The sequence below is a fragment of the Ruegeria sp. J8 genome (assembly GCF_056531925.1).
In genome coordinates, this window is record NZ_JBQFMR010000004.1 from 98,055 (window position 1) to 121,846 (window position 23,792).

Consider the following 23,792-nt stretch of genomic DNA (forward strand, 5'->3'; position numbering starts at 1 on the left):
GGCGGGCCGGACGTGATCCGGCCCGCTCACACGGGTCTGCGGTGACAGCGACCCCCACCAATTCACTCAGTGGGAGAAAGCACGTGAGCAATGTGCTGACACGGGATGTTCTGATCAAATGGGCGCCCCTGATTGTCCTTTTGGTTCTGGTCCTGTTTTTCACAATGATGGAACCCCGTTTCTTTTCGCTGCGCAATTTCGCGCGGATCGGGATTTCGTCCGCACCGGCGTTGATGGTCGCAATCGGTGTGACCTTCATCATCATCATGGGCTCGATTGACCTGTCGATGGAGGGCACGGTGTCGGTTTGCGCTGTGGTGTTTGCCTTTGCCTTTATCGCCTTGGGCGGCACGTTGGCGTCGTGGGCGTGGCTGGCGATCCCGCTGGCGCTGTTGGTTGGTGGGGCCATAGGATTCGTGAACGGGCTGGTCCATGTCCTGCTGAAAATCCCGTCGTTCATGGCCTCACTTGCAATGGGTTTCGTTGGCACTGGGTTCGCGCTGCTGTTGACGGGCGGTGACCGTATTCGAGTCGAGGATGACCTGTTCCGGTCCCTGCTGACCGAGCGTTGGTTCGGGTTTCCTATCATGTGCTATGTCGCGCTGCTGTTCCTGCTGATCGCCTGGTTCATCCAGTCCCGCACCACGCTGGGTCGGAATTTCTACGCTGTCGGCGGAGGCGAGGAACTGGCCCATGCCTCGGGCCTGAACGTCAATCGCGTGCGGATCATGGGGTTTGCACTAGCCGGTATTTTCTATGCGGTTGGGGCCTTGTTGGCTGTGGGTCGGATCGGGATCGCGGAAACCGCGACCGGGTCGAATTTCATGTTTGTCTCGATCACGTCTGTTGTGGTTGGCGGCACCGCGCTGTGGGGCGGGATCGGGGGTGTGTGGAACACTCTGATCGGGGTCTTGATCGTCAACGTCATCAACAACGGCATGGTTGTGATCGGGTTGCCCGGCTACGTGCAGGACGGAGTTTTGGGCATTCTGGTGATCGCCGCGGTGGTACTGTCGACCGACCGTAAATCCGTAACCTTCGTGAAATAGGGGCGGGCAGATGTACGAACTGATCAATGTCGACAAGAAATTCCCAGGCGTCCACGCGCTGAAATCCGTGGACTTCAAGATCGGTCGCGGTGAGATCGTGGGCCTTGTTGGTGAAAACGGCGCGGGCAAGTCCACCCTGATGAAGGTCATCTATGGGGCGTATCAACCCGATGGAGGCGATATTACCATCGACGGCACCAAAGTGCGGTTCCAGAACCCGCGTCAGGCGATGGATCACGGCATCGGCATGGTGTTTCAGGAGCAGTCTCTGATCACCAACCTGACCGTGATGGAAAACATCTTTCTGGGGTTCGAGCAGCAATTCGTCAGCTATGGAGTGATCAACTGGAAAGCCATGGCCGAGGCCGCGCGCAAGCAACTGGCCAAGGTCAAGCTGGATATCGACCCGGCGACCACGACCTCGAAACTGTCCTTTGCACAGCGTCAGCTGGTCGAATTGGCCAAGGTTCTGACACTGGAAGAGCGGATCGACGGCGATCTGGTCATTTTGCTGGACGAACCGACCAGCGTACTGGCGAAAGAAGAGGTCGAGCTGCTGTTCAGCCTCGTGCGGGAACTCACCAAGCGGGCGTCTTTTATCTTTGTCAGCCACCGCATGGACGAGGTTCTGGACCTGTCAGACCGTATCTATGTGATGAAGGACGGCGAGGTTGTGGACGTTGTCGCCCATGATGACGCCGATGTGGATGCAATCCAGCACAAGATGGTGGGCCGCGACGTCGACAAGGAATATTACCGCGAACAAAAGCAAAAGCCCTATCAGGCCGAGGCGAAACCGTTGGTAGCCTTCAACGATGTCTCTGTGGCCGGAAAATACTCCGATATTTCATTCGACCTGCGCCCAGGAGAGGTTCTGTGCCTTGTCGGTACAGAGGGATCGGGGCGTGAGGCGATCCTGCGCACGATCTTTGGGCTGGAAACCCCGTCTTCGGGAACGGTCGCGCTCAAAGGGGAAACGGTTGCCAAGTTCAATGCGCAGGCCGGAGTTGCCAATGGCGTCGGCTACATCCCGCGTGAACGCAAAGTTGAAGGCATCGTGGCCGGGATGAATGTTTACGAGAACATGACGCTCAGCCAGATGGGGAACTACGCCAATTCCGGCGTGCTGCGAATTGGTGAAGAAAAATCATTGGCCAATCAGTGGATTGACCGTCTGGCGATCAAGACACCGGATGTCTACAAGGATTGTGGCGGGCTATCGGGGGGCAACCAGCAGAAGGTGGTTTTGGCCAAATGGCGCTCGGCCGGATCTGACATCATCCTGCTGGATCACCCGACGCGCGGATTGGATATCGGCGCCAAGGAAGATGTCTATGACATGGTGCGTGAGATGTCGGATGACGGCGTCGGCATCATCCTCGTGGCAGATACGCTGGAAGAGGCCATCGGCCTCAGCCACACGATCATCGTTCTCAAAGACGGTGTTGCCCAAAAACGTTTCGATTGCAGCCCAGGGGACAAGCCGTCGCTTTATGACCTTGTCCACCACATGATCTGAGGCCGACCCCATGAGCTTTGAACGCATCAAACCCCATCTGCCCTGGATCACGCTGCTGGCGCTTGTGCTGGTCGTGGGGGCTGCGGATGCTAATTTTCTGCGCCCGGCGAACCTGATTTCGATGATGGCCGACATTGTGCCGTTGTTCATCATGGCGCTTGGGATGACCTTCGCGATCTATATCGGCGGGATCGACCTGTCGGCACAGTCGGTGGCCAATATGACCACGGTTGTGGCGACAATTGCCCTGCCGACTTTTGGTATCGGCGCGGCGTTGATCTGTATTCTGGCCGGCATTGTTCTGGGCGCTGTCTCTGGTTTTGTGACGACTCGGCTATTTGTGCCGTCCTTTATCTCGACCCTGGCAGTGGGCGGCATCGCCTTTTCGGCCGCACAATACATGTCGGGGCAACGGGCCTTGTTCATGGATGCAGAGATGCGGGATTCGACCTTTGGCTGGATGACCGGCTCGGTCGCTGGTTTGCCCGCGGAATTGATCATTGCTGCAGTGCTGGTTCTGGGCGCGTGGTTCCTGCAGTCGCGCACCACCTTTGGGCGCGCGCTCAAGGCTGTCGGGGCAGGGGAACCGGCTGCTGTTGCCTCGGGGCTGAATGTTAACCGCATCAAGATCATGGCCTTTGCCCTGTCCGGTGGACTTGCGGCGATTGCAGGCTTGCTGTTCTCGGTCAAACTCTCCGGAGGCTCTCCCACTCTGGCGAACGGGTTCCTGCTGCCAGCAATCGTCGCGGTTCTGGTCGGTGGCACACCACTGACCGGAGGAGTAGGCGGGGTGATCAACACGCTGATCGGTACACTCATCGTGGCGGTAATTCGATCCTCGATGCTGTATTTCGAAGTGGACGCCACCCAGCAGCAGATGGTGTTTGGCCTGATCCTGATCACGGCTATCGCGCTGACCATCGACCGCACAAAGCTGAGGGTCGTGAAATGACCGGAACCATGAGAGCGGCCGTTTTGGTGAAACCCGGCCAGTTCGAAGTTCAGGATGTTCCCCGTCCTGTCCCAGGTCGCGACGAGGTTTTGATCCGCATCTCTCGGGTCGGGATCTGTGGCACGGACATGCACATATTCAACGGGCACTACGCGGCCGAGAACCTGCCCATGATTCCCGGTCACGAATTCACCGGAACGATTGCAGAGCTTGGCCAGGGTGTCACGGGGCTGACCATCGGCGCGCCTGTGGTGGTCGATATGAATATCGGTTGCGGTACCTGCTATTGGTGTCGCCGCAATGAGATCCTGAACTGCCCCAATATGCAACAAATGGGCATCACGATGGATGGGGCTTTTGCCGAATATATCTTGGTGCCCGCGCGCTTGGTGATCCCTGCGCCCGGTGATGTAAGCGCCGGGGTTCTTGCCCTGACTGAACCGCTGGCCTGTGTCGTGCGTTGCGCGCGCAAGGCGAACATCAGTTTCGGTCAATCGGTTGTCGTGCTGGGCGCGGGCCCTATCGGCAACTTGCATGTACAACTGCTTCGCACAATAGGAGCGGCACCGATCATCGTGGCCGATCTGTCCGAGGAGCGCGTCAAAATGGCGCTGGAGGCCGGTGCAGACGTGGGTGTCAGCGACCCCACAAAGCTGAAAGACACTGTTCTGCACCATACAGATGGACGCGGTGCGGATGTGGTGATCGAAAGCGTGGGACTGCCTGCGCTTTACCAACAAGCGACGCGCCTGATCCGCAAAGGCGGTCACATCGCGGCTTTCGGTATCACCGGGGCGGGTGAGACCTTACCTGTCGATATTCTTCAAACCATTCTACAAGAGAACTCGATCAAGGGTTCGGTCGCGGGCATGGGGCAGGATATGCACGACGCGTTGACGCTGTTGACCTATGGGCGGATCAAAACCTGTCACTTTACCGGCGCATCTTATCCACTGGACCGGATACAGGCCGCTTTTGACAGTTTTGTCGACCGTCCGCAGGACCTCAAGACGCAGATAGCATTAACAGACTAGCCGCAATGGGAGGAGCGCACATGACTGTAGAAGTTTACACATCCAAACCCGAAGGCATGATCCCAAACAGCCGGTTTCCCCTGCTGATCCATCGCGGCGCAATACCCGGTGGCGGCGTGGATGCGGTCAAGGCCAGGTTTCGCAGCAATGGCTGGGGGAACAATTGGGAATATCCAGGTGTCTATGAATACGCCCATTTCCACTCGACTTCGCATGAAAGTCTCGGCTGCGCGATTGGCTGGATGGAGTTCAACCTGTCCGTCGAGGGCTGGACCCGGGTCAGGATCGAGGCGGGCGATGTCATCGTCATGCCCGCCGGTGTCAGCCACGAGATGGTGGGTCATTCCGACGATATCATGATGGTCGGCGGCTACGCCGGGGGTCGTGACTGGGACAACATTCAGGAAGCCTTCCTGACGCCCGAGATGTTTCAGGCGGCCGCCAAGCGGATCATGATGCTGCCTATCCCGGACAAGGACCCCGCATCCGGGGATATCCTGCACCAATGGCATGATGCGCCGTCCTCTGTGGATGGCGGGTGGAATGATTTCCGCGACGGGCTGGACGCCTCGGCCTGACGCGCGCTTATTTCGGAGACCAGATGATGGACCAAAACGCACAGATACTGACGCCACCCTCCGAACCTCGTGAGTTCGGGTTCTTCATGGAGGGCCGCTGGGTACCTGCCGGAGACCGCGATCTGTTCGAGCGATCTTCGCCCGGACATGGCGTGCCAGTTACACGTATTCCGCGTTGTACAGAGGACGATCTGAACATCATTGTCGCTTCGGCCCGCACGGCCTTCGACGACCGCCGGTGGTGTGGGTTGTCCGGGGCCGACCGCGCGGCGGTCTTGCTTAAAGCCGCTGAGTTGATCCGCCAGCGCACCGATGAAATTGCCTATTGGGAGACGCTGGAGAACGGCAAACCCATCAGCCAAGCGCGGGGCGAGGTCAGCGGTTGCGTTGGCATGTTCGAATTTGCAGCAGGTCTGGCTCGGGCTCTGCACGGTGACAGCTTTAACAACAGTGGCGACGGCGCCATGGGGATTGTCACACGCGAGCCCGTTGGCGTGGTTGGCCTGATCACGCCTTGGAACTTCCCTTTCCTGATCCTTTGCGAACGGGTGCCCTATATCCTCGCTTCGGGCTGCACGATCGTTGCCAAACCTTCCGAGGTGACCAGTGCCACGACCCTATTGCTGGCCGAGATTCTGTCGGAAGCAGGATTGCCGGATGGTGTGTTCAACGTGGTCACCGGATCAGGCAGCGTGATCGGCCAGAAGCTGGCGGAACACATGGATGTGGATATGCTGTCCTTTACCGGCTCAACCGCTGTTGGTCGCTCGGTCGTTGCAGCGGCGGGGCAGAGCAATTTCAAAAAGCTAGGCTTGGAACTGGGGGGCAAGAACCCTCAGATCGTCTTTGCCGATGCCGACCTAGAAGACGCAGCCGATGGCGTAGCTTTCGGCATCGCATTCAACACGGGCCAGTGCTGTGTATCCGGCGCCCGCTTGCTCGTTGAACGCTCGGTTGCAGAAAAGTTTGCAGGTATGGTCGCGGACAAGCTGCGCAAGGTCCGCGTGGGCGATCCGTTGGACGAGCGCACCCAGGCGGGCGCGATCACGACAGACGCGCAGAACCGCACCATCCTGTCCTACATCGCCAAGGGTCAGGAAGAGGGCGCGACCCTGCTGATCGGGGGCGGAACGCCCGAAATCGCGGGTGGGCAATATATCGACCCGGTTATCTTCACCAATGCGACCAACGACATGGCCATCGCGCGGGAAGAGATTTTTGGACCGGTTCTGGTCGTCATCCCTTTCGACACGATTGACGAAGCGATCTCGATTGCCAACGATACTGAATACGGTCTGGCGGCAAGTGTCTGGACCAAGAATATCGACAAGGCGCTGACGATTTCTCGCCGTGTTCAGGCGGGACGGTTCTGGGTCAACACAACCCTGGCTGGGGGACCCGAACTGCCGATTGGCGGATTCAAGGCATCTGGTTGGGGCCGCGAAGCCGGGATGCACGGCGTCCAGGAATATACGCAGATCAAGTCGATCCATGTCGAGATCGGCAAACGGTCGCATTGGGTAGAGTAATGGCAATCGGATTTGACTATATCATCGTTGGTGGCGGATCAGCGGGCTGTGTTTTGGCCAATCGCCTGACCGAAGACGGCGCTGTCAAGGTGCTGCTGCTAGAGGCGGGCGGAAAGGACAATCACCCGTTGATCCACATGCCTGTGGGCTTTGCCAAGATGACGGACGGGCCGCATACTTGGGGTTTTAACACCGTCCCGCAAGTCAACGCCAACAATCGCGAAATCCCCTATGCTCAGGGCCGGGTGATCGGTGGTGGAAGCTCAATCAATGCCGAGGTGTTCACGCGCGGCAACCCGGTCGATTATGACCGTTGGGCCAATGAGGAAGGGTGCGAGGGCTGGGCCTTCAAGGATATCCAGAAATACTTCATTCGCTCCGAACGCAATGCGATCCTGTCCGGAGACTGGCACGGGACCGAAGGGCTTTTGGGTGTGTCCAACATCCCAGACCCGCAAGAGATGACCCGCGCCTTTGTACGCTCGTGCCAAGAGGCGGGCATCCCTTATAACCCGGATTTCAACGGGGCGGTTCAGGAAGGTGCAGGCGTTTACCAGACGACCACTTGGAATGCGAAACGCTGCTCGGCTGCTGTAGGATATCTGAAACCGGCGATGTCGCGCGGGAACCTGACGGTCAAAACTGGGTGTCAGGTGCATCGGATTGTCATCGAAAATGGCCGGGCGACCGGTGTTGAATTCGATCAGGGCGGACAGGTTGAGACGGCATCGGCGGATCAGGAAGTGCTGATCACTTCGGGCGCTATTGGAACACCCAAGCTGATGATGTTGTCGGGTGTCGGCCCCGCCGCGCATCTGCGCGAGCACGGGATCGAGGTGAAACAAGACTTGCCCGGTGTGGGTGAGAACCTGAACGACCATTTCGGCATCGATATCGTGGCCGAACTGAACGGGCACTATAGTTTGGACAAATACAACAAGCCCCATTGGGCGGCCTGGGCTGGAATACAGTATTACCTGTTCGGCTCAGGGCCTGTTACTTCGAACGTGGTTGAAGGCGGGGCGTTCTGGTATGGAGACGCCACGGCCACGGTGCCGGATCTGCAATTTCATTTCCTTGCGGGGGCCGGTGCCGAGGCCGGGGTTCCCAGTGTGCCCAAAGGCAGTTCGGGCATTACGCTGAATTCGTATACTGTCCGTCCCAAGGCGCGCGGCACCGTACGTCTACGTTCGAACAAGGTCGAGGATATGCCGCTGGTCGATCCCAATTTCCTGGGTCACCCGGATGATCTGAAAATCTCGGTCGAAGGAGTGAAGCACAGCGTCGAGATTTTTCGGCAGAAAAGCCTTCAAAACTACATCCGCAAAATTCACTTCCCCGGTGACAACGTGAAAACACAGGCGGAATACGAAGCCTATGCCCGCCAATATGGCCGTACTTCCTATCACCCAACATGTAGTTGCAAAATGGGTGTGGATGAGATGGCGGTGGTCGATCCGCAAATGCGGGTGCGCGGGGTTGATGGGCTGCGAATCTGCGATAGCTCGGCGATGCCCAGCCTGATCGGATCAAACACCAACGCACCGACAATCATGATGGCCGAAAAAGCATCGGACATGATCCGGGGCAATCACTGAACTTGAAAGCGTTCCCCAAACTGGCGGTGCCGTATCCCGGCACCGCTTTTTTTCCTTAGTCCCACTCGGGGGCCCACGGCACTAGATCTTCGGTTACAATCCGGTATCCGGTTTGGGTCATCGCGTCGATCCGGTCCATGTCGATGCTGGACAGCGTGAAATCCATAACGTCGAAATTGGCCTGAATGTTGGCCCGTTTGGTGGACATGGTGTTGATCGACACCCCTTTTTGCAGAATCCAACGCAGCACGACCTGCCCCGCCGTTTTTCCATAGCCTGCGCCAATCTCGGCAAAAAGCGGATGCTTGAACACCTCGCCGCGCGCGACTGAGCAATAAGACGACAGCGGAATACCTGTCTCGGTGGCTGCGGTTAGCAGGACATCCTGATTCAGCAAAGGATGAAACTCGACCTGGTTCGAGACAATCGGCGCATCAATGATTTTTACCGCGTCACGCATCATCTGGGCGGTATAGTTCGATACACCAATATTCTTCGCCAACCCCTTTTCATAAGCTTGCTCCAGCAGTTGCAGCGAAGGTGCGATATCCCCTCCGATCGGCGGCCAGTGCAGCAACAGAACATCGACATAGTCCAGACGCAGTTTCTTGAGGCTTTCCTCGACCGAAGGCAAGAACTCTGCTGCGCCAAAATTGTCGGGGTGCACTTTAGTTGTCACGCAGATCTCTTCGCGGGGCAATCCCAGATCGGCCAGCGCGTCACCGGTTTCTTTTTCATTTCCATACATTTGTGCTGTATCGAAGGAACGATACCCAACCTCAGCCGCGATACCCATTGCGTCGCGAAGCTCTTTCTCGGTCAGTGGAAAAGTGCCAAATGTACGTTGATTGGTATTCTGAAAGTATATGTTCACGATGATCCTCCCAAAGGATAAGTTTACAAGTAACCTAATAGTTACTTGTATTCTGGTCAATTCCTTCGTTTTGGTAATTTCAGTTGCCTTTTGACGCCCGCCAAGGCATAAACTTATAACCAATTAGTTACTTTCGTGAGGATCGCATGACAAAGCAGATGACAGCGCGCGAAGCAGCCAATCTCGTACCAGATGGGGCGACTGTGGCGGTGAATTCGTCCAGCGGTCTGTGCTGTCCCGATGCGGTTCTGAAGGGTTTGGGCGAACGATTCGATGAGGAAAACGCGCCGACAAACCTGACCACCATTCATCCCATCGCGGCCGGAGATTTCTTTGGCACCAAAGGGGTCGATCATATTGCCAAACCTGGTCTGCTGACGCGGATCATTGGTGGCTCGTATCCGTCAGGTCCCAGCAATGCTGAACCGCCCTTGATCTGGCAGATGATCACGGGCGAGCAGGTGCGGGCGTATAACGTGCCCTCAGGCATCATCTTCGACATGCTGCGCGAAGCGGCGGCCAAACGGCCCGGTGTTCTGACCAAAGTGGGAATGGACACCTTTGTCGATCCTCAGATCGAAGGCTGCGCCATGAATGCAGCGGCGCGGGCCGAGCCCATTGTCAAACGAATGGAGTTTGAGGGCGAAGATTGGCTGTATTTCAAATCCATGGCCCCCAACGTTGCCATTATCCGCGCGACCACAGCTGACGAAAAAGGCAACCTGAGCTTTGAGCATGAAGGAGCCTATCTAGGCGCGATGGAAATGGCACTGGCGGCTCGCAACAATGGCGGTGTGGTCATCGCGCAGGCAAAGCGGATCGCGGCGGCGGGCAGTATCCGTCCCCATGACGTACATGTGCCGGGTATTCTGGTGGACGCGATTGTCGAAGCGCCCGATCAGTTGCAGACCACTGCCACAGAATACGACCCCGCAATCTCGGGCGAATTGACCCGTCCCATCGAAAGCTTTCGCACGGCCGAGTTCAACATTGGCAAGGTCATTGCCCGCCGCGTCGCGAAAGAACTGAAAGACGGCTGGGCCGTCAATATCGGTTTCGGCATCTCAGCCAACGTTCCGCGCATTCTGGTCGAAGAAAGGCTGCATGGCTCGGTCACATGGATGATTGAGCAGGGCGCAGTGGGCGGTGTGCCGCTGTTGGATTTCAAATTTGGCTGTTCGGCCAATGCCGAGGCGTTCGTGCCGTCACCGCATCAGTTCTGTTACTTCCAGGCGGGTGGCTTTGATGCCTCGCTTCTGTCCTTCCTTGAGGTGGACAAACACGGCTCGGTCAATGTTTCGCGCCTGTCGGCCATCCCGCACCGCACGGCGGGGGCCGGAGGATTCGTTGATATCACGGCGCGGGCGCGCAAGATCGTGTTCTCGGGCAATTTCAATGCGGGCGCAAAAATGACGGTCGAGAATGGGCAGATCACCATCCTGAAAGAGGGGAAAGTGGCCAAGTTTGTGGACGAGGTTGACCAGATTTCCTTCTCGGGCCAGCGCGCGCAGATGCAGGGGCAGAACGTGACCTATGTGACCGAGCGCTGTGTGATCAAACTGACCGATGATGGGCTGATGATCACCGAAATTGCACCGGGCCTAGACTTGCAGCGGGATATTCTGGATCAGGCAGCAACTCCCTTGCTGGTCTCGGAGGATTTGAAAACCATGGATGCCGATCTGTTTGATCCGACATTGATGGGATTGGAGTTGCAGTCGGCGTGATGGACCATTTCCTGCTCGATATCCAAAACGGCATAGCTCGGCTGACGATCAACCGCCCGGACCGGCTGAACGCGCTGACCGAAGCGATGATGGATGATCTTTTGGCGTTGTGTCGTCAGATCGAAAGGGCAGAGGATGCACATGTTGTCATTCTGACCGGTGAAGGCAGGGCGTTTTGCGCAGGCGGAGACATTGATGCCTGGGCCGATCATACGCCCGATGGATTTGCGCGGCACTGGCTGCGCGACGGGCACCAGGCCTTGGACGCTTTGGCGCGGCTGCGGCAGCCGGTGATCGCTGTGCTGAACGGTCATGCGTTGGGGGGTGGGTTGGAACTGGCTGCTTGCGCCGATCTGCGCATCGCCGAGGCGCATATCCGAATTGGCCAACCCGAACCCGCCTTGGGCATAATTCCGGGCTGGTCCGGTACACAACGCACCGTGCGTCGTTTCGGAGCGCAAACCGTGCGCCGCATGGCACTGTTCGGAACTCAGTTCGACGCGGTCGAGGCCGAGCGTCTGGGGTTGGTGGATCAAGTCGTTGAACAAGGCCAAGGTCTGGCTGCCGCGACCGAACTGGCCGAAACGCTGCGCCATCGTGGGCCTATTGCGACCGAGTTGGTCAAAATGCTGATCAACGCCGCCGAGGGCGAAGAGCGTGAACGCGTTTTCGAAGTTTTGGCTGGCCGCGCTGCCGCTATGCAGCCCGAGCTTCAGACCGGGTTGGCCGCCTTCAAGGCCCGCAAAAAAGCAGATTTCTGGAAGTAACATCCAAAGGACACAAGCATGATCCGCCACCTTGTCCACCTGCGCTTTGCTGACACCGTGTCAGAGGGTGAAAAACAAGCGCTCTACGATGATCTGGCCGCGCTTTCGGGCCATATCGACGGCATTCTGGATTTTCAGCACCGTAAGAATATCTCGGTCGAAACGCCCCTGGTGCGGGGGTTCAACGACATGTTCTGGTTTGATTTTCGGGACATTTCGGTGCGTGACGCTTACCTTGTGGACCCCACCCATCAAGAAATTGGCGGACGGATTGTGGCCAAACTGGAGGGCGGCGCGGACAGCGTCTTTGTCTGCGACATCGAGATGTAGCACCCGACAGCGCGGGTCAGTCCGCCGTGGCAGGGCTTGCGTGACGCTCAGCAACAGGCGCGAAAGCGGCTGACGATCGTGTCTAGAACCTCATCGGGGTCGTGTTTCCACCAGTTTTCAGCCGAGAAAATCTCGACCTCGCACAGCCCGTAATAGCCGGCAGATTCTACCGCATCACGCAGGGCACGCAGATCGGCGACGCCGTCTCCCATCATACCGCGATCGAGTAAGACGTCGGTCGTGTCGGCCAGCCAATCACACAGGTGATATCCCAATATGCGGCCTTGCGCTCGGCGGGCCAACGTGTCGGCCAGCGTAGTGTCCCACCAGACATGGTAAACGTCGATGGCAACGCCCACATTTTCTGCTCCAACAGCATCGCAAACATTCAGCGCATCAGCCGCTGTCATCAGACAGGTCCGGTTCCCGGCTGTCGCGGGGTTCAGGGGTTCCAGCGCTAGGTTAACGCCTCGGTCCGCTGCATAAGGCGCCGCCCGCGCCACCCGGTCGGCCAGGATTTTCTGACTGTCCAGAACGCCTTTGGTTCCGGGCTCTGGTCCGCCAGTGACGATAGTCAGGACGTTCGTCCCAAGGCCTGCGGCCTGATCAATGGACAGGTAGAAATCATCCATAATCTGCTGGTCCGAGGGCAAGGCCAGCGGCCCGGTCAGAAATGGCGTTCGGCACAGACCGACCACTTGCATCCCTGCCGCGCGCACCCGGTCGCCGATTTCTACCTCGCGTCCACTCAACTCGCGCCGCCAGAAGGTGATGCCGCCATAGCCGCGCGCCGCGCAGGCGTCGATCACCTGCTCGGGCGACCATCCGGCACCATAGCCATCGAGATTATGGCCCAACGTAGCCGTATTCAGCGCCAGCGCAGAATGATCGTCAGAGAAATCGCGCAAAATCAGACCCCGTAGAGCTTCAGCATATGCCCCATGCGCGCAACCGCCAGATCAGGGTCGCGCAACAAGCCGCATTTTTCTGCCATTTTGAAGCAATCGGTGAAATAGGGCAAAGACCGGGTCGCCTGCGCGCCGTTCAGCATCACGAAATGATCCTGAAACCCGTTCAGCCAAGCCAGAAACACCACGCCGGTTTTGTAGTATTGCGTGGGCGCGCGGAATATGTGCCGGGCTAGCGGAACGGTCGGGTCCAACGTTGCGCGGAAGGCCGCGGTATCACCTTCGCTCAGTTTGCTGACCGCATAGGCCGCCGCCGGGGCGAGGGGGTCGAATATCCCCAGCAGGGCGTGCGAAAAGCCTTGCTCATCACCCTCGATCAGTTCGGGGTAATTGAAATCGTCGCCGGTATACATCTTGACGCCGTCTGGCAGAAGGCGGCGCATGATGATCTCTTTTTCCGCGTCCAATAGCGAGATTTTAATGCCATCGACCTTGTCCGGATTAGCGCGGATCACGGTCAGTACGGTGTCCAGCGCATCGTCAAAACCTGCGCCACCCCAATACCCAGCAAGCTGCGGGTCAAACATCTCGCCCAACCAATGCAGGATGACCGGGTGATCGCAGGCCTCCAGCACGTCGGAATAAACCGCGATATAGTCATCCGGCCCCGTCGCCACCTTGGCCAGCGCCCGAGACGCCATCAGGATAATGCGTCCGCCCAGCTTTTGGATTGCTTCGACCTGCTCCAGATAAGCGCGGCGGACATCGTCCAGCGACGTGGCATCTGCCGGATCCAGATGATCCGTCCCACAGCCATTGGCGACCAGAGCATCCGGCAGCTCTTCTTTCGTGCGCCGGATCAGCTCCAATGCGCCGGTCCAGTCCAGCCCCATGCCGCGTTGGGCGGTGTCCATCGCTTCGGCGATGCCCATACCCATCCCAGCCAAATAGTGGCGGAATTCCATGGTCTTGGCCCAATCCACATGAGCGGGACCTGTAGGGTCGTGATCACCAAACGGGTCCGCCACGACATGGGCAGCGGAATACAGCACGCGGGCCGAATTGGGCGTCAGCTTCGACGGCGCAACAGGGGTGCCGACAAGGGCATAGTCATGCAGCGTTCCGGCCGTATCAGGCAGTTTGATCTTCATCAGTCGACCTCAGAAACGGGGGACCAGCATCCCGGCATCGGCCGAGATCACCTGTCCGGTGGTATAGGGAAGTTTGCCGCTGGCCAGCGAGGCGATGATATTGCCCATATCGTCGGGCTGACCGACACGCGGGAACAGGGTCAACCCATCCTTGGCGCGCTGTTCATAGCTGTCGATCACCGGGGCGGTCATCTCGGTCGCGATCAGTCCGGGCTGCACATCGTAGACCGCGATATTCTCGGGACCCAGCCGCACGGCGAAGGTTTTCGACACCATCGCCGCCGCCGCTTTTGACGCGCAATATTCCGCGCGCGGCGCCGCGACTGCGGACGCGTTTGACGAGGTCACGTTGACGATTGAATGGAACGCGTTTGCATCGCGATCCCGCGCCAGCAGACGTTTGGCAAAGGCCTGAGACAGAAAGAACATTGCCTTGGTGTTGATTTCCATACAGCGGTCATAGCTTTCTTCGGACACCTCCAACAGATCTCCGCGCTGAAGAACGCCAACGCCGGCATTGTTGACCAAGGTCGTCAGAGGGCCCAGCTGGTCTTCGATGGCCGACAGTTGCGCTTCATGAGCGTCGATGGTCGAGACATCGAACGCAGCCGCCACGGCCGGAACACCAAGGTCGCGAACCCTGTCCAGCGCGGCCTGCAACTCTGCGTCCGCTTCCGGGCCGTTCACAGCGATGGCAAACCCTTGTTTTGCCAAGGCTATGGCAGCCGCTAGACCAATCCCGCGGGACGATCCTGTCACCAATGCAACCTGTCTGCTCATGTAGCAGCCCCTTTTGCAAGCAGTTCCCGTGCGATGATCATACGTTGAATTTGGTTGGTGCCTTCATAAATCTGGGTGATCTTGGCGTCGCGGTAAAGCCGTTCAACCTCAAAACCGCGAATATACCCGGATCCACCAAAGACTTGCACCGCATCCGAGGACCGCTGCACAGCCATGTCACCGGCAAAGCATTTTGCCATAGAACATGCCTTGGTTGCATCCTGACCTGCGTCGATTTTGTAAGCGGCAGAATGAACTAGCAAACGGGCGGCTTCGACGTCTTTGGCAATATCGGCCAACAACCACTGGACACCCTGAAAATCTGAGATCGGCTTGTTGAACTGTTTGCGCTGCTTCGCATAATCCGTTGCGGCTTCTAGACCGGCCTGACCGATCCCCACTGCAAGAGCAGCGATGCCTACGCGGCCTTTGTCCAGAACGCTCATCATCATGTGGAACCCGCGCCCTTCTGTGCCCAGCAGCGCATCGGCGGACAGGCGCACATCGTCGAAGGAGAGCGGGCCAACCTGGCTGGCGCGCTGGCCCATCTTGATCTCTTTCGGGCCGCGCGTAACACCGTCAGCATGCAGGTCGACCATGAAAATCGACATGCCGCGATGCCTGGCCTCGGGGTCGGTTCGAGCCAGAACAAAACCCACATCCGCAACGGGCGCGTTGTGAATCCAGATTTTACCGCCATTCAACACCCAGCCGTCGCCATCACGTACCGCCGTAGTGCGGATGCCAGACACGTCGGTGCCCGCTTCGGGTTCCGTGATGCAATAGGCAGGGCGCATTTTTGCGGCCAGCAATTCCCCCAACCATTTGCTTTGTTGCTCGGCCGTCCCGTGGCGCACCAGTAGGGTCGTCACTAGTTCAAGAAGGCCACATTGATCCGCGATTGAGGCGTATCCATGAGATAATTCCTCCATCACCAAGGCATAGGTCAAAGTGTCGAATCCGGGCCCTCCCAATTCTTCAGGTACGCCGATACCGAACAGGCCGAGTTCAGCCATTTGGTCATAGATTTCAGAAGGAAAACGAGAATCGCGATCTAGTTCTTCCGCGGCGGGGCGAATGACATCCTGTGCGAACTGGCGGGTCATATCGCGGACCTGGATATGTGTTTCGGTAAGAAACATGGTGGCGTCCCCAAATGTAACTAATCAGTTACTAATATGATGTCCTAGGTGCCCGCGTCAAGTGGCTTGATCGAGAGTGTGAATTGATATAAATAACCAAACAGTTACTTAAAAGAAGGCAGATCGGACCACCCCGGTTTGCGCAAGGGAGGTTTGCATGACACCAAATTCCAAGGTCAAATTCGGCCGCGTAGATCTTGAAGTATCCACCTTCGGCTTTGGCACTGCGCCGATTGGCAACATCTTTCGCGAAATTGACGAGCAAACCTCGGACGCGATGATTCAGCACGCTTGGGATGCTGGTGTTCGCTATTTCGACACGGCACCAATGTACGGCCACGGCCTGTCCGAATTGCGCACCGGTCAAAGCCTGCGCTGGAAGAATCGGGACGATTTCATCCTGTCCTCCAAGGTTGGGCGTGTTCTGAAACCGGCGCGCCGTCAGGATATCAACTTTGAACCTTGGACCAATGCTGCCCCCTTCACCATGCATTTCGACTACAGCTATGACGGTGTGATGCGCTCGTTCGAGGACAGTCTGCAACGCATGGGGCTGGAACGGATGGATATCTGCTTTATCCACGATATCGACGTGTTCACACGTGGCGACGAACAGCCCGAAGTGTTCAAGCAGGCAATGGATGGGGCCTGGAAGGCACTGGAAAGCCTGCGCAATCAAGGCATTGTCAAGGCGATTGGCGTAGGCGTCAACGAATGGGAAGTCTGCCACGCCGCCTTGGAACAGCGCGACTTTGACTGCTTTCTTCTGGCCGGACGCTATACGCTACTGGAACAGGATGCTTTGAATAAATTCCTTCCCATGTGTGAAGAGCGCGGCGCCGCCGTTGTCGTGGGTGGGGGGTTCAACTCAGGCATTCTGGCGACCGGCGCCAAAGAAGGGGCCAAGTACAACTATGCGCCAGCCCCGGCAGACATAATGGAAAAGGTCCGTAAAATCGAAGCCGTCTGCGCCGAGTATGATGTTCCACTGCCGGCAGCCGCGCTGCAATTTGTCGTCGCCCACCCGGCGGTACCGACCTTCATGGCTGGAACACGGACGGTCGAGCAGTTGGACCAGAACCTCAACTGGTTCAGCCACGACATTCCATCCGATTTCTGGGCCGATCTGAAAACCAAAGGGTTGCTGCGCGAGGACGCTCCGGTTCCCGCATGACTGGGCTCCTAAAGGCCGGCACCTACGGGTTTCATGACCTGGAAACCGGTGATCTTATACATACCGAAACGGCCGAGATATCGGCGGACCTGATCACGAGCTTTGCGAACCTGACCGGGGACCGTTACGCGCTGCACCTGGATGATGACGTCGCGCGCGCTCGCGGCTTCAAATCTCGGGTGGCCCATGGACTTTTGGTGCTTTCGGTGGTCGATGGGCTGAAGTTCCAGGCCGAAGCAAAACTGGGTGGTCTTGCTTCATTGGGTTGGGATTGGCGTTTTGAAAACCCGGTATTTGCGGGCGACAGGATACGAGCCGTTCTGACGGTGACGGCAAAACGCATCACCGCGTCTGGCAAGCGCGGGATCATCGCGTTCCACTTCGATGTTCTGAACCAGGATGATCAGCGGGTTCAGCAGGGTACCAACGAATTGATCTTTGACTTATAGATGGGGAAGAGATGTCGGTTTCGATCTCGAAAAAGATGATCACGTGCAGCGCGGCGTCCACAGCCGTTCAGGCGGCCATAGGGTACGCTCAGCAAAATGGCTGGGCAGTTGCCGCAATCGTCGTTGATGCCAGCGGTCACATGCTGGCGGCGGGGCGGATGGACAACGCGCCTGCGGCTGTTGCTGGATTTGCATTGGACAAGGCCCGAACCGCGGTTCTTGGCAAATCCACCCAGGATTTCGCAAAACGCATGCTGTCCGGGCCAGAGCTCCAACTGGGAATGGTCAATCGCCCCAATATTTGCGCATGGGAGGGCGGGATACCGGTTCACGAGAATGGAGTTCTGATCGGCGCGATTGGCGTATCTGGCGCAGCAGGGCCAGAGGACGTGCAATGCGCCAAGGCCGGACTCGACGCGATCGGCCTCTGACCTCAAACAATCAATGCCCGGCTTCTGGCGTTGCCAGCGCCGAGCGCGCACCGAAACAAAAGCCCAGCTTATGCAGCCGGGCTTTTGAGTTATGAGCGGCTCAAAGCCCCCATTTCTCGCGGTTCTGGTCGAAGAACCCTTGGGCTTTTTTGACTTCGATCCAGTTGTTCACATAGTTGATCCAGACCTGATCGCCCTGCGGCAGGATCATCGCAATCGGCGAGGGTGACCGTGGGCCCGCATTCTTGACTCGCACAACCGGGAATTTTTCTTCCAACGTTGAGCCTTCGATATTCGAGGTGATGAACACGTCGGCACGCCCGGCGATCACCTCCTGAAAGCCGCGGGCCGGGGCCTCGACCACTTTGATCTCGGCATTCGGGAACCATTCACGCACACGTTTTTCAAAGGTGGTGCCCAAAGTGGTGGCGACCTTGACGCCCGACTGGTTGATCGAGTCATACCCGTCGAACTTGTCAGCCTTGTCCTTGGTTGTGTAGGGGAACAGTTCGACCGAGATATAGCTGTCCGAGAACCCCGCGACCTTCATGCGCGGCGGTGAGATCGAGGCCGAGCCCGTCAGGTGGTACTTGCCTGCCACGACGCCATTGACCAGTGTTTTCCAGTCGGTCGGCACATACTCGACCTCAACCCCCAGATCGGCGGCCAGTTCGTTCATGATGTCGATGTCATAGCCCTTGTAGCTATTGGTCGCCGGATCGCGCAGCGACATAGGGTTCCAATCCCCCGTGGTACCCACCTTCAGCACGCCGGAATCCAGCACCTCGTTCAGGGCCGACTGCGCGTTGGCTGCACCCGTCACGACCAGACTAAGCGCCGCAATGGCGGCGGCTTTGCATATACTCTTCATGGACTTCTCCTGTTGGTGGTGTTTCGACTTCGTGGCCGCTTTCGTGGTTGATTTAAGCGCAAAGCCAAAGATAACCTCAAGAAAATATTCTAATATCAACAAAAAGGGGCAGGTCGGCCAATGTCAGAAGCCGCCATAGAACTTGCGGGCGTAAACAAATGGTTCGGCGACTTTCATGTTCTGAAAGACATCAACCTGACCGTGAATGCCGGGGAAAAGGTCGTCATTTGCGGCCCTTCCGGGTCGGGCAAGTCCACGGTTGTCAGATGTATCAACCAATTGGAAAAGCACCAGAAAGGCGCGATCCGGGTGGATGGGGTCGAGCTGACCGACGATCCCAAATCCGTCGCCACGATCCGGTCCGAGGTTGGCATGGTGTTTCAGCAATTCAACCTGTTTCCGCATCTGACCGTGCTTGAAAACCTGACCCTCGGCCCGATCAAGGCGCGAGGCCTGTCCCGCAAGGAAGCCGAGGAAAAAGCCCGCCACTATCTGGACCGCGTCCATATCCCCGATCAGGCCGACAAGCGCCCCATTCAGCTTTCGGGTGGCCAGCAACAGCGCGTCGCAATTGCCCGCTCTCTGTGCATGGAGCCGCGCGTATTGTTGTTCGACGAACCGACCTCGGCCCTGGACCCCGAGATGATTTCCGAAGTGTTGGACGTCATGGTCGAACTGGCGCAAGAGGGGATGACCATGGTTGTCGTCACGCACGAGATGGGTTTTGCCCGCAAAGTGGCCGACAAGATGATCTTCATGGATGCCGGTGAGATTGTTGAGGAAGGGCACCCCGAACATTTCTTCACCAACCCGCAATCCGAGCGCTGCCGCAAATTCCTGTCGCAGATTCTACAGCACTGAGAGAGGCCGATGAAAAAACTTCTGCTGATCGTGCCCTTGCTGTTGCTGGCGAGCTGTTCTTCGTCCCAGACTTGGGGCTGGTATGTGATCGACCCGACCACGCAATCGGGCTGGACGAATGTGAAATTCCTGATCTCGGGCATGTGGGCGACGATCCAGATCTCGCTGATCGCCGCCGTGCTGTCGATCGTACTCGGCCTGATGGTCGCGCTGCCCGGCCTGTCAGAGAAACGCGGCTGGCGCTGGGTCAACCGGATCTATGTCGAATTCGTTCGCGCGATTCCTCTGCTGCCGATGCTGTTCTGGGTGTTTTACGGCCTGCCCATCGTGTTCCAGTCCATGGGGTTGAACATCCCAATCGATCCTTTCTGGGGCGCGATTATCACGCTGGCGATTTCCGACAGCGCCTTTACGGCCGAGATTTACCGCGCGGGCATTCAATCCATCGCGCGCGGCCAACGCGAGGCGGCGCAGACCATCGGGCTGAACTATGTGCAGACCATGCGCTATGTGATCCTGCCGCAGGCGATCCGGCGCATTCTGCCGCCGCTGGCCAACCAGTTCATCTACATCGTCAAGATGAGCGCCTTTGCCAGCGTCATCGGGATGCAGGAACTGACCCGCCGCGCGAATGAGTTGGTGGTGACGGAATACCGCCCGCTGGAGATCTATACGCTGCTGATTTTCGAATACCTGATCCTGGTTCTGATCATCAGCGCGGGCGTACGCTGGCTGGAACGCCGCATGGGCGCGGATGAGCGCGGATAAGGAGAAACAGTAATGGACTGGAAAGACTTCATGGCCGAGACCGAGGCCAATATCGGCACCCTGTCAAAAGAAATCCCCGACACCGTGCGCGGCTTCGGTATCATGGGCAAGGCGGCGAAAACCGACGGCGTCCTCAGCGAAAAGACGAAGGAATTCATTGCTCTGGGGATTGCCATCTCCACTCGCTGCGACAGTTGCATCGGGTTCCACGTCAAGTCCCTGGTCCGTCTGGGGGTCACGCGCGACGAACTGTGCGAGGCCCTGTCCATGGCCACCTATATGGGCGGCGGCCCATCCTTTGCCTACAGTGCCAAAGCACTGAAAGCCTTTGACGAATTTTCGGAGTAACCCCCATGCGCCCTGATCTGGCCGGAGCTGAAGGCTACATTCGCAACACCTGGTATGTCGCCGGACGGTCCGAAGATTTTGGGCGCAACCTGACCGCCCTGCGTATGTTGGACGAAGAGATTGTCATCTACCGCGACACCGTTGGCAAAGCCATCGCGCTGGAAGATGCCTGCCCACACCGCAAACTGCCCCTGTCCCAAGGGACAATCGAGGGCGACCACGTGGTCTGCGGCTATCACGGGCTGACCTTCGGCTGTGGCGGCGAATGCGTCAGTGCGCCAACCCAGTTGGACAATCCACCCCGCCGTGCCGCAGTGCATGCCTATCCAGCCGAGGATCGCTGGGGCTTTCTGTGGCTGTGGATGGGCAACCCGGAGCAGGCCAGCACAGATGACATCATCGACATCCCCAATTTCGACAACCCGGACTGGGGCAAAACCCAAAAGGGCGCGATGGAGATGGCATGTCACTACCTGTATATTATCGACAACCTGCTTGACCCCAGCCATGTGGCCTGGGTGCACCTGACCTCATTCGCCGGGGCCGGAACCGACAACCGCCCGCTGGATCTGGAGGAAACAGAGAACGGAGTCATCGTCTCGCGCTGGATCGCGGATGAGCCCGCGCCACCCTATTACGCGCCGATCCTGCCCTTTGGTCCAAGCTGTGACCGCAAGCAGCACTATGAATGCCGCCTGCCCGCGACGGCGATTAATATGTCCGTCTATACTCCAATGGGCGAGGGCGGGGCGGACCGACCCTTTTCAGCAAACGCGTTTGTCAATATTTCGTACAACTTCATCACGCCGGTCGATGGTGAGAACTCACGCTATTTCTGGTTCCAGCATCGCAACATGCATGCGGATGACGCGGCCATGTCTCAGCGTATGTTTGACGGTGCAGTCATGGCGTTCAACGAGGACAAAGAGGTTCTGGAACATGTCCAGACCGGCATGGCGCGCCGTAAGACAGGGTATATCAATCTGGGGCTGGACGCAGGCGCCATGCGGTTCCGGGCCCGTGTCGCCAAACTGATCGCCGGGGAAGAGGCCGCGCGACTAGCCGGCTGACAACCGGCCGTTCGGGCCTTGACCGACCTGTTGCGCAGGGGCGTCGAACACGGCCCGGATGCTGGGATAGGCCTCAAGAATATCGGAGCCGCCCTCAATCAGCTCGGGCCGGAATACGCCGTGCTCCCACACGGCCACGCCGTCGACGCGGATTGTGGGATCCAGCACGTTCAGGCAGATCTCACCCGGCGCATAGTTTCCGCAGGTATGGAAATGCATCAAACGGGGGTTGCCAAAGGCCGAGCCGCTCCAGCGTTCGTAATTCTCATGCGCGGGGGTGGGGTAGGCGCAGCCAGGGTGAATGCCTGCGTGCCAGGAATGCATTGTCATCGGGTCTAGGTCGAACATCTGGCCGACCTTCTCGTAGTGCATCTGCGCGCAATGCACGTCCATCGGATGGCCCGAGAAGCCCGTTAACCTGTTGTCTTCAAACGCGACCGCAAGCGGTTCCTGCAAATCGCAGCCATATGGCTCGTAGAATTTCGACCCGGTCCCGACCAGAAACCCATCCTGTATGACCACGCCCGAAAACCCCGCCGAAGGTACCGGCGCAAAGACCGACATTGGAAAGCGGGTCACGCTGACATCCGCCGCACTGGCGGTCGGGAATGCAGCGCCCGGTCCGCAGAAATCGGTGCCAAGCGGGCAGGTGACATGAATGTGCGTCGCATCCGCCAGCGCTGTGTTCACCGCATTCTTGAGCGCGACAAACCCCGCGTAATCGGCCGAGCCAAATCCCGATCCCAACATCTCGACATCCAGCGCATAGGACATGATAGGCCGGATATTCGAAATCTCGGGATTAAAGCGAAGCTGATCACCCGTGCGCGACAGGAACAATGTGCGATCGGCTGCCTTCATTTCAGCTACGACGGACTGCGGCAATCGCGCTTTCATCGGGTCAAAGGGTATGGTTTGCACCGACGCCCTGACGCCGTTCTGACGGGCGCATTCCACAATAACATCAGCGATCTCGGAATCGTAATAGGCGTAGTCGGGGTCTTCGCGCAGCACAAGAAGGTGGTCGCCTGACGACAGCCCGGCGCAGTTGAACAACAGGTTTTCAGCGCCCGCTTTCTGGTTCGGACGAATCATGATGGTGGCTCCTGCGCGATGTCACAGTGCAGACTATCCCGCTCACGATCCTGTGATCTAGCAAAAATGACTGTGCAGGAAAAATATCTGCTGACACCCGCGTTGCCTTCGCCCATAACCTGAGGTCGTTCTAGACAGGAGGCCCCGGCATGAGCGCTTGGATCGAAATGGTTTCGGATGATCAGGCCGAAGGCCGGTTGAAAGAGCTTTTGGACAAGGCTCGCACCCCGCATGGCACGGTCGACACCGTCATGCGCGTCCATTCCCTGCGGCCCGAAACGATGAACGGGCATGTCACGCTGTACCGCTCGGTTCTGCATTCCGACGACAACCAGCTGCCGTTTTGGTTTCTTGAGATTGTGGCCAGCTATACTTCGATACTGAACGATTGCACCTATTCGCTGACCCATCACTTCATGAATGTGCGCAACCTGTTGAAAGACCAACCCCGCAGCGACCGCATCTTTACTGCCCTGAAGGCGCACCGCCCCGAGGATGAGTTCGAGGGCAAAGAACTGGCGTTGCTGCGATACGCGGGCAAATTGACCACCGATGTCGGCCGAATGGTGAAATCGGACTTTGAGGTTTTGAAAATCGCAGGCTGCTCTGACGGAGAGATCCTCGAGGTCAATCAGGTCTGCGCCTATTTCAACTATTCCAACAGATTGCTCAACGGGCTTGGTGCAACGACCGAGAATGATGTCATCGGCTACTACAAGGCCGATGAGTAACCACTATAGGGGCCGCGCAACGCGCCCCTTGGACAGCGACGAACTAAAACCACGAG

At 58.0% G+C, this 23,792-nt stretch carries 25 protein-coding genes; 18 read left to right on the forward strand and 7 right to left on the reverse strand.

What is annotated here, in order from left to right; all coding sequences use genetic code 11:
* Window positions 1-83: 83 nt before the first annotated feature.
* The 7 genes from ACR0L1_RS10115 to ACR0L1_RS10145 are packed head-to-tail and all read left to right on the forward strand — an operon-like array spanning window position 84 to window position 8,259.
* The gene (locus ACR0L1_RS10115) at window positions 84-1,049 is read left to right on the forward strand and encodes an ABC transporter permease (RefSeq protein WP_170772218.1); all 966 of its coding nucleotides are present in this window, start codon (window positions 84-86) and stop codon (window positions 1,047-1,049) included.
* Between the two features lie 10 nt (window positions 1,050-1,059).
* The gene (locus ACR0L1_RS10120; RefSeq protein ID WP_480858581.1) at window positions 1,060-2,568 is read left to right on the forward strand and encodes a sugar ABC transporter ATP-binding protein; all 1,509 of its coding nucleotides are present in this window, start codon (window positions 1,060-1,062) and stop codon (window positions 2,566-2,568) included.
* 10 nt (window positions 2,569-2,578) lie between these two features.
* Window positions 2,579-3,520, forward strand: a complete 942-nt coding sequence (locus ACR0L1_RS10125) for an ABC transporter permease (RefSeq protein ID WP_170772214.1) — start codon at window positions 2,579-2,581, stop codon at window positions 3,518-3,520.
* Entirely contained in the window at window positions 3,517-4,554 is a 1,038-nt protein-coding gene (locus tag ACR0L1_RS10130) for a zinc-dependent alcohol dehydrogenase (RefSeq protein ID WP_480858584.1), read from the forward strand. The genes ACR0L1_RS10125 and ACR0L1_RS10130 overlap by 4 nt, the downstream gene beginning before the upstream one ends.
* A gap of 20 nt (window positions 4,555-4,574) precedes the next feature.
* Complete coding sequence (locus ACR0L1_RS10135) at window positions 4,575-5,132, forward strand: hypothetical protein (RefSeq protein WP_480858586.1); 558 nt, start codon at window positions 4,575-4,577, stop codon at window positions 5,130-5,132.
* A 23-nt stretch (window positions 5,133-5,155) separates the two neighbouring features.
* Entirely contained in the window at window positions 5,156-6,661 is a 1,506-nt protein-coding gene (locus ACR0L1_RS10140) for an aldehyde dehydrogenase family protein (protein WP_480858588.1), read from the forward strand.
* On the forward strand, window positions 6,661-8,259 hold the full coding sequence (locus ACR0L1_RS10145; RefSeq protein ID WP_480504648.1) for a GMC family oxidoreductase: 1,599 nt from the start codon (window positions 6,661-6,663) through the stop codon (window positions 8,257-8,259). The genes ACR0L1_RS10140 and ACR0L1_RS10145 overlap by 1 nt, the downstream gene beginning before the upstream one ends.
* A 55-nt stretch (window positions 8,260-8,314) precedes the next feature.
* On the opposite strand, the gene ACR0L1_RS10150 is transcribed toward ACR0L1_RS10145, so the two are convergent.
* Complete coding sequence (locus ACR0L1_RS10150; protein ID WP_480504646.1) at window positions 8,315-9,133, reverse strand: aldo/keto reductase; 819 nt, start codon at window positions 9,131-9,133, stop codon at window positions 8,315-8,317.
* Between the two features lie 146 nt (window positions 9,134-9,279).
* Between ACR0L1_RS10150 and ACR0L1_RS10155 the strand changes: the two genes are divergently transcribed.
* Genes ACR0L1_RS10155 through ACR0L1_RS10165 form a run of 3 tightly spaced genes read left to right on the forward strand, consistent with a single transcriptional unit; the run spans window position 9,280 to window position 11,957 of the window.
* Window positions 9,280-10,860, forward strand: a complete 1,581-nt coding sequence (locus tag ACR0L1_RS10155; RefSeq protein ID WP_480858590.1) for an acyl CoA:acetate/3-ketoacid CoA transferase — start codon at window positions 9,280-9,282, stop codon at window positions 10,858-10,860.
* Window positions 10,860-11,627, forward strand: a complete 768-nt coding sequence (locus tag ACR0L1_RS10160; RefSeq protein WP_170772202.1) for an enoyl-CoA hydratase/isomerase family protein — start codon at window positions 10,860-10,862, stop codon at window positions 11,625-11,627. Before ACR0L1_RS10155 ends, ACR0L1_RS10160 begins: the two co-directional genes overlap by 1 nt.
* An 18-nt stretch (window positions 11,628-11,645) precedes the next feature.
* On the forward strand, window positions 11,646-11,957 hold the full coding sequence (locus tag ACR0L1_RS10165; RefSeq protein ID WP_480504642.1) for a Dabb family protein: 312 nt from the start codon (window positions 11,646-11,648) through the stop codon (window positions 11,955-11,957).
* 47 nt (window positions 11,958-12,004) lie between these two features.
* On the opposite strand, the gene ACR0L1_RS10170 is transcribed toward ACR0L1_RS10165, so the two are convergent.
* From ACR0L1_RS10170 to ACR0L1_RS10185, 4 genes are read right to left on the reverse strand one after another with little or no spacing between them, the layout of a single operon-like run.
* The gene (locus tag ACR0L1_RS10170) at window positions 12,005-12,865 is read right to left on the reverse strand and encodes a sugar phosphate isomerase/epimerase family protein (RefSeq protein WP_170789149.1); all 861 of its coding nucleotides are present in this window, start codon (window positions 12,863-12,865) and stop codon (window positions 12,005-12,007) included.
* Between the two features lie 2 nt (window positions 12,866-12,867).
* Window positions 12,868-14,016: a dihydrodipicolinate synthase family protein gene (locus ACR0L1_RS10175; protein ID WP_480858593.1), complete on the reverse strand. Its 1,149-nt coding sequence runs from the start codon at window positions 14,014-14,016 to the stop codon at window positions 12,868-12,870.
* Between the two features lie 9 nt (window positions 14,017-14,025).
* Window positions 14,026-14,796 (reverse strand): 3-ketoacyl-ACP reductase, encoded by a 771-nt coding sequence (locus tag ACR0L1_RS10180; RefSeq protein ID WP_480858595.1) that lies wholly within the window; start codon window positions 14,794-14,796, stop codon window positions 14,026-14,028.
* On the reverse strand, window positions 14,793-15,938 hold the full coding sequence (locus tag ACR0L1_RS10185; protein ID WP_480858597.1) for an acyl-CoA dehydrogenase family protein: 1,146 nt from the start codon (window positions 15,936-15,938) through the stop codon (window positions 14,793-14,795). Before ACR0L1_RS10185 ends, ACR0L1_RS10180 begins: the two co-directional genes overlap by 4 nt.
* Window positions 15,939-16,095: 157 nt before the next feature.
* On the opposite strand from ACR0L1_RS10185, the gene ACR0L1_RS10190 reads away from it, so the two are divergent.
* Genes ACR0L1_RS10190 through ACR0L1_RS10200 form a run of 3 tightly spaced genes read left to right on the forward strand, consistent with a single transcriptional unit; the run spans window position 16,096 to window position 17,992 of the window.
* Window positions 16,096-17,112: an aldo/keto reductase gene (locus tag ACR0L1_RS10190; protein ID WP_480858599.1), complete on the forward strand. Its 1,017-nt coding sequence runs from the start codon at window positions 16,096-16,098 to the stop codon at window positions 17,110-17,112.
* A complete protein-coding gene (locus ACR0L1_RS10195) occupies window positions 17,109-17,561 on the forward strand; it encodes a MaoC family dehydratase (RefSeq protein ID WP_480858601.1) in 453 nt (150 codons plus the stop codon). The genes ACR0L1_RS10190 and ACR0L1_RS10195 overlap by 4 nt, the downstream gene beginning before the upstream one ends.
* An 11-nt stretch (window positions 17,562-17,572) precedes the next feature.
* Window positions 17,573-17,992, forward strand: coding sequence for a GlcG/HbpS family heme-binding protein (locus ACR0L1_RS10200; protein WP_480858603.1), 420 nt, complete (start codon window positions 17,573-17,575; stop codon window positions 17,990-17,992).
* 100 nt (window positions 17,993-18,092) lie between these two features.
* Here ACR0L1_RS10200 and ACR0L1_RS10205 read toward each other — a convergent pair whose 3' ends face one another.
* Window positions 18,093-18,863 carry a transporter substrate-binding domain-containing protein gene (locus ACR0L1_RS10205; protein ID WP_480504630.1) on the reverse strand — a complete coding sequence of 257 codons (771 nt, stop codon included), beginning with the start codon at window positions 18,861-18,863 and terminating at the stop codon, window positions 18,093-18,095.
* 120 nt (window positions 18,864-18,983) lie between these two features.
* Between ACR0L1_RS10205 and ACR0L1_RS10210 the strand changes: the two genes are divergently transcribed.
* Genes ACR0L1_RS10210 through ACR0L1_RS10225 form a run of 4 tightly spaced genes read left to right on the forward strand, consistent with a single transcriptional unit; the run spans window position 18,984 to window position 21,910 of the window.
* Window positions 18,984-19,724 (forward strand): amino acid ABC transporter ATP-binding protein, encoded by a 741-nt coding sequence (locus tag ACR0L1_RS10210; protein WP_170772181.1) that lies wholly within the window; start codon window positions 18,984-18,986, stop codon window positions 19,722-19,724.
* A 9-nt stretch (window positions 19,725-19,733) separates the two neighbouring features.
* The gene (locus tag ACR0L1_RS10215) at window positions 19,734-20,492 is read left to right on the forward strand and encodes an amino acid ABC transporter permease (RefSeq protein WP_170789163.1); all 759 of its coding nucleotides are present in this window, start codon (window positions 19,734-19,736) and stop codon (window positions 20,490-20,492) included.
* A 12-nt stretch (window positions 20,493-20,504) separates the two neighbouring features.
* Window positions 20,505-20,840 carry a carboxymuconolactone decarboxylase family protein gene (locus ACR0L1_RS10220; protein WP_480858607.1) on the forward strand — a complete coding sequence of 112 codons (336 nt, stop codon included), beginning with the start codon at window positions 20,505-20,507 and terminating at the stop codon, window positions 20,838-20,840.
* A gap of 5 nt (window positions 20,841-20,845) precedes the next feature.
* Window positions 20,846-21,910 (forward strand): aromatic ring-hydroxylating dioxygenase subunit alpha, encoded by a 1,065-nt coding sequence (locus ACR0L1_RS10225; protein WP_480858609.1) that lies wholly within the window; start codon window positions 20,846-20,848, stop codon window positions 21,908-21,910.
* Here the strand turns inward: ACR0L1_RS10225 and ACR0L1_RS10230 are convergent.
* On the reverse strand, window positions 21,899-23,005 hold the full coding sequence (locus tag ACR0L1_RS10230; RefSeq protein WP_480858611.1) for a hypothetical protein: 1,107 nt from the start codon (window positions 23,003-23,005) through the stop codon (window positions 21,899-21,901). The genes ACR0L1_RS10225 and ACR0L1_RS10230 overlap by 12 nt on opposite strands.
* 149 nt (window positions 23,006-23,154) lie before the next feature.
* On the opposite strand from ACR0L1_RS10230, the gene ACR0L1_RS10235 reads away from it, so the two are divergent.
* Window positions 23,155-23,736 carry a carboxymuconolactone decarboxylase family protein gene (locus tag ACR0L1_RS10235; RefSeq protein ID WP_480858613.1) on the forward strand — a complete coding sequence of 194 codons (582 nt, stop codon included), beginning with the start codon at window positions 23,155-23,157 and terminating at the stop codon, window positions 23,734-23,736.
* The last annotated feature ends 56 nt before the right edge of the window (window positions 23,737-23,792 follow it).

What these genes read in the sequence shown, in the direction of transcription:
- ACR0L1_RS10130 (WP_480858584.1), top strand. Translation starts at nt 3,517, where the DNA reads ATGACCGGAACCATGAGAGCGGCCGTTTTGGTGAAACCCGGCCAGTTC.
- ACR0L1_RS10165 (WP_480504642.1), top strand. Translation starts at nt 11,646, where the DNA reads ATGATCCGCCACCTTGTCCACCTGCGCTTTGCTGACACCGTGTCAGAG.
- ACR0L1_RS10190 (WP_480858599.1), top strand. Translation starts at nt 16,096, where the DNA reads ATGACACCAAATTCCAAGGTCAAATTCGGCCGCGTAGATCTTGAAGTA.
- ACR0L1_RS10140 (WP_480858588.1), top strand. Translation starts at nt 5,156, where the DNA reads ATGATGGACCAAAACGCACAGATACTGACGCCACCCTCCGAACCTCGT.
- ACR0L1_RS10215 (WP_170789163.1), top strand. Translation starts at nt 19,734, where the DNA reads ATGAAAAAACTTCTGCTGATCGTGCCCTTGCTGTTGCTGGCGAGCTGT.
- ACR0L1_RS10125 (WP_170772214.1), top strand. Translation starts at nt 2,579, where the DNA reads ATGAGCTTTGAACGCATCAAACCCCATCTGCCCTGGATCACGCTGCTG.
- ACR0L1_RS10160 (WP_170772202.1), top strand. Translation starts at nt 10,860, where the DNA reads ATGGACCATTTCCTGCTCGATATCCAAAACGGCATAGCTCGGCTGACG.
- ACR0L1_RS10210 (WP_170772181.1), top strand. Translation starts at nt 18,984, where the DNA reads ATGTCAGAAGCCGCCATAGAACTTGCGGGCGTAAACAAATGGTTCGGC.
- ACR0L1_RS10180 (WP_480858595.1), bottom strand. Translation starts at nt 14,796, where the DNA reads ATGAGCAGACAGGTTGCATTGGTGACAGGATCGTCCCGCGGGATTGGT.
- ACR0L1_RS10135 (WP_480858586.1), top strand. Translation starts at nt 4,575, where the DNA reads ATGACTGTAGAAGTTTACACATCCAAACCCGAAGGCATGATCCCAAAC.
- ACR0L1_RS10230 (WP_480858611.1), bottom strand. Translation starts at nt 23,005, where the DNA reads ATGATTCGTCCGAACCAGAAAGCGGGCGCTGAAAACCTGTTGTTCAAC.
- ACR0L1_RS10195 (WP_480858601.1), top strand. Translation starts at nt 17,109, where the DNA reads ATGACTGGGCTCCTAAAGGCCGGCACCTACGGGTTTCATGACCTGGAA.
- ACR0L1_RS10120 (WP_480858581.1), top strand. Translation starts at nt 1,060, where the DNA reads ATGTACGAACTGATCAATGTCGACAAGAAATTCCCAGGCGTCCACGCG.
- ACR0L1_RS10185 (WP_480858597.1), bottom strand. Translation starts at nt 15,938, where the DNA reads ATGTTTCTTACCGAAACACATATCCAGGTCCGCGATATGACCCGCCAG.
- ACR0L1_RS10220 (WP_480858607.1), top strand. Translation starts at nt 20,505, where the DNA reads ATGGACTGGAAAGACTTCATGGCCGAGACCGAGGCCAATATCGGCACC.
- ACR0L1_RS10145 (WP_480504648.1), top strand. Translation starts at nt 6,661, where the DNA reads ATGGCAATCGGATTTGACTATATCATCGTTGGTGGCGGATCAGCGGGC.
- ACR0L1_RS10155 (WP_480858590.1), top strand. Translation starts at nt 9,280, where the DNA reads ATGACAAAGCAGATGACAGCGCGCGAAGCAGCCAATCTCGTACCAGAT.
- ACR0L1_RS10200 (WP_480858603.1), top strand. Translation starts at nt 17,573, where the DNA reads ATGTCGGTTTCGATCTCGAAAAAGATGATCACGTGCAGCGCGGCGTCC.
- ACR0L1_RS10225 (WP_480858609.1), top strand. Translation starts at nt 20,846, where the DNA reads ATGCGCCCTGATCTGGCCGGAGCTGAAGGCTACATTCGCAACACCTGG.
- ACR0L1_RS10235 (WP_480858613.1), top strand. Translation starts at nt 23,155, where the DNA reads ATGAGCGCTTGGATCGAAATGGTTTCGGATGATCAGGCCGAAGGCCGG.
- ACR0L1_RS10205 (WP_480504630.1), bottom strand. Translation starts at nt 18,863, where the DNA reads ATGAAGAGTATATGCAAAGCCGCCGCCATTGCGGCGCTTAGTCTGGTC.
- ACR0L1_RS10175 (WP_480858593.1), bottom strand. Translation starts at nt 14,016, where the DNA reads ATGAAGATCAAACTGCCTGATACGGCCGGAACGCTGCATGACTATGCC.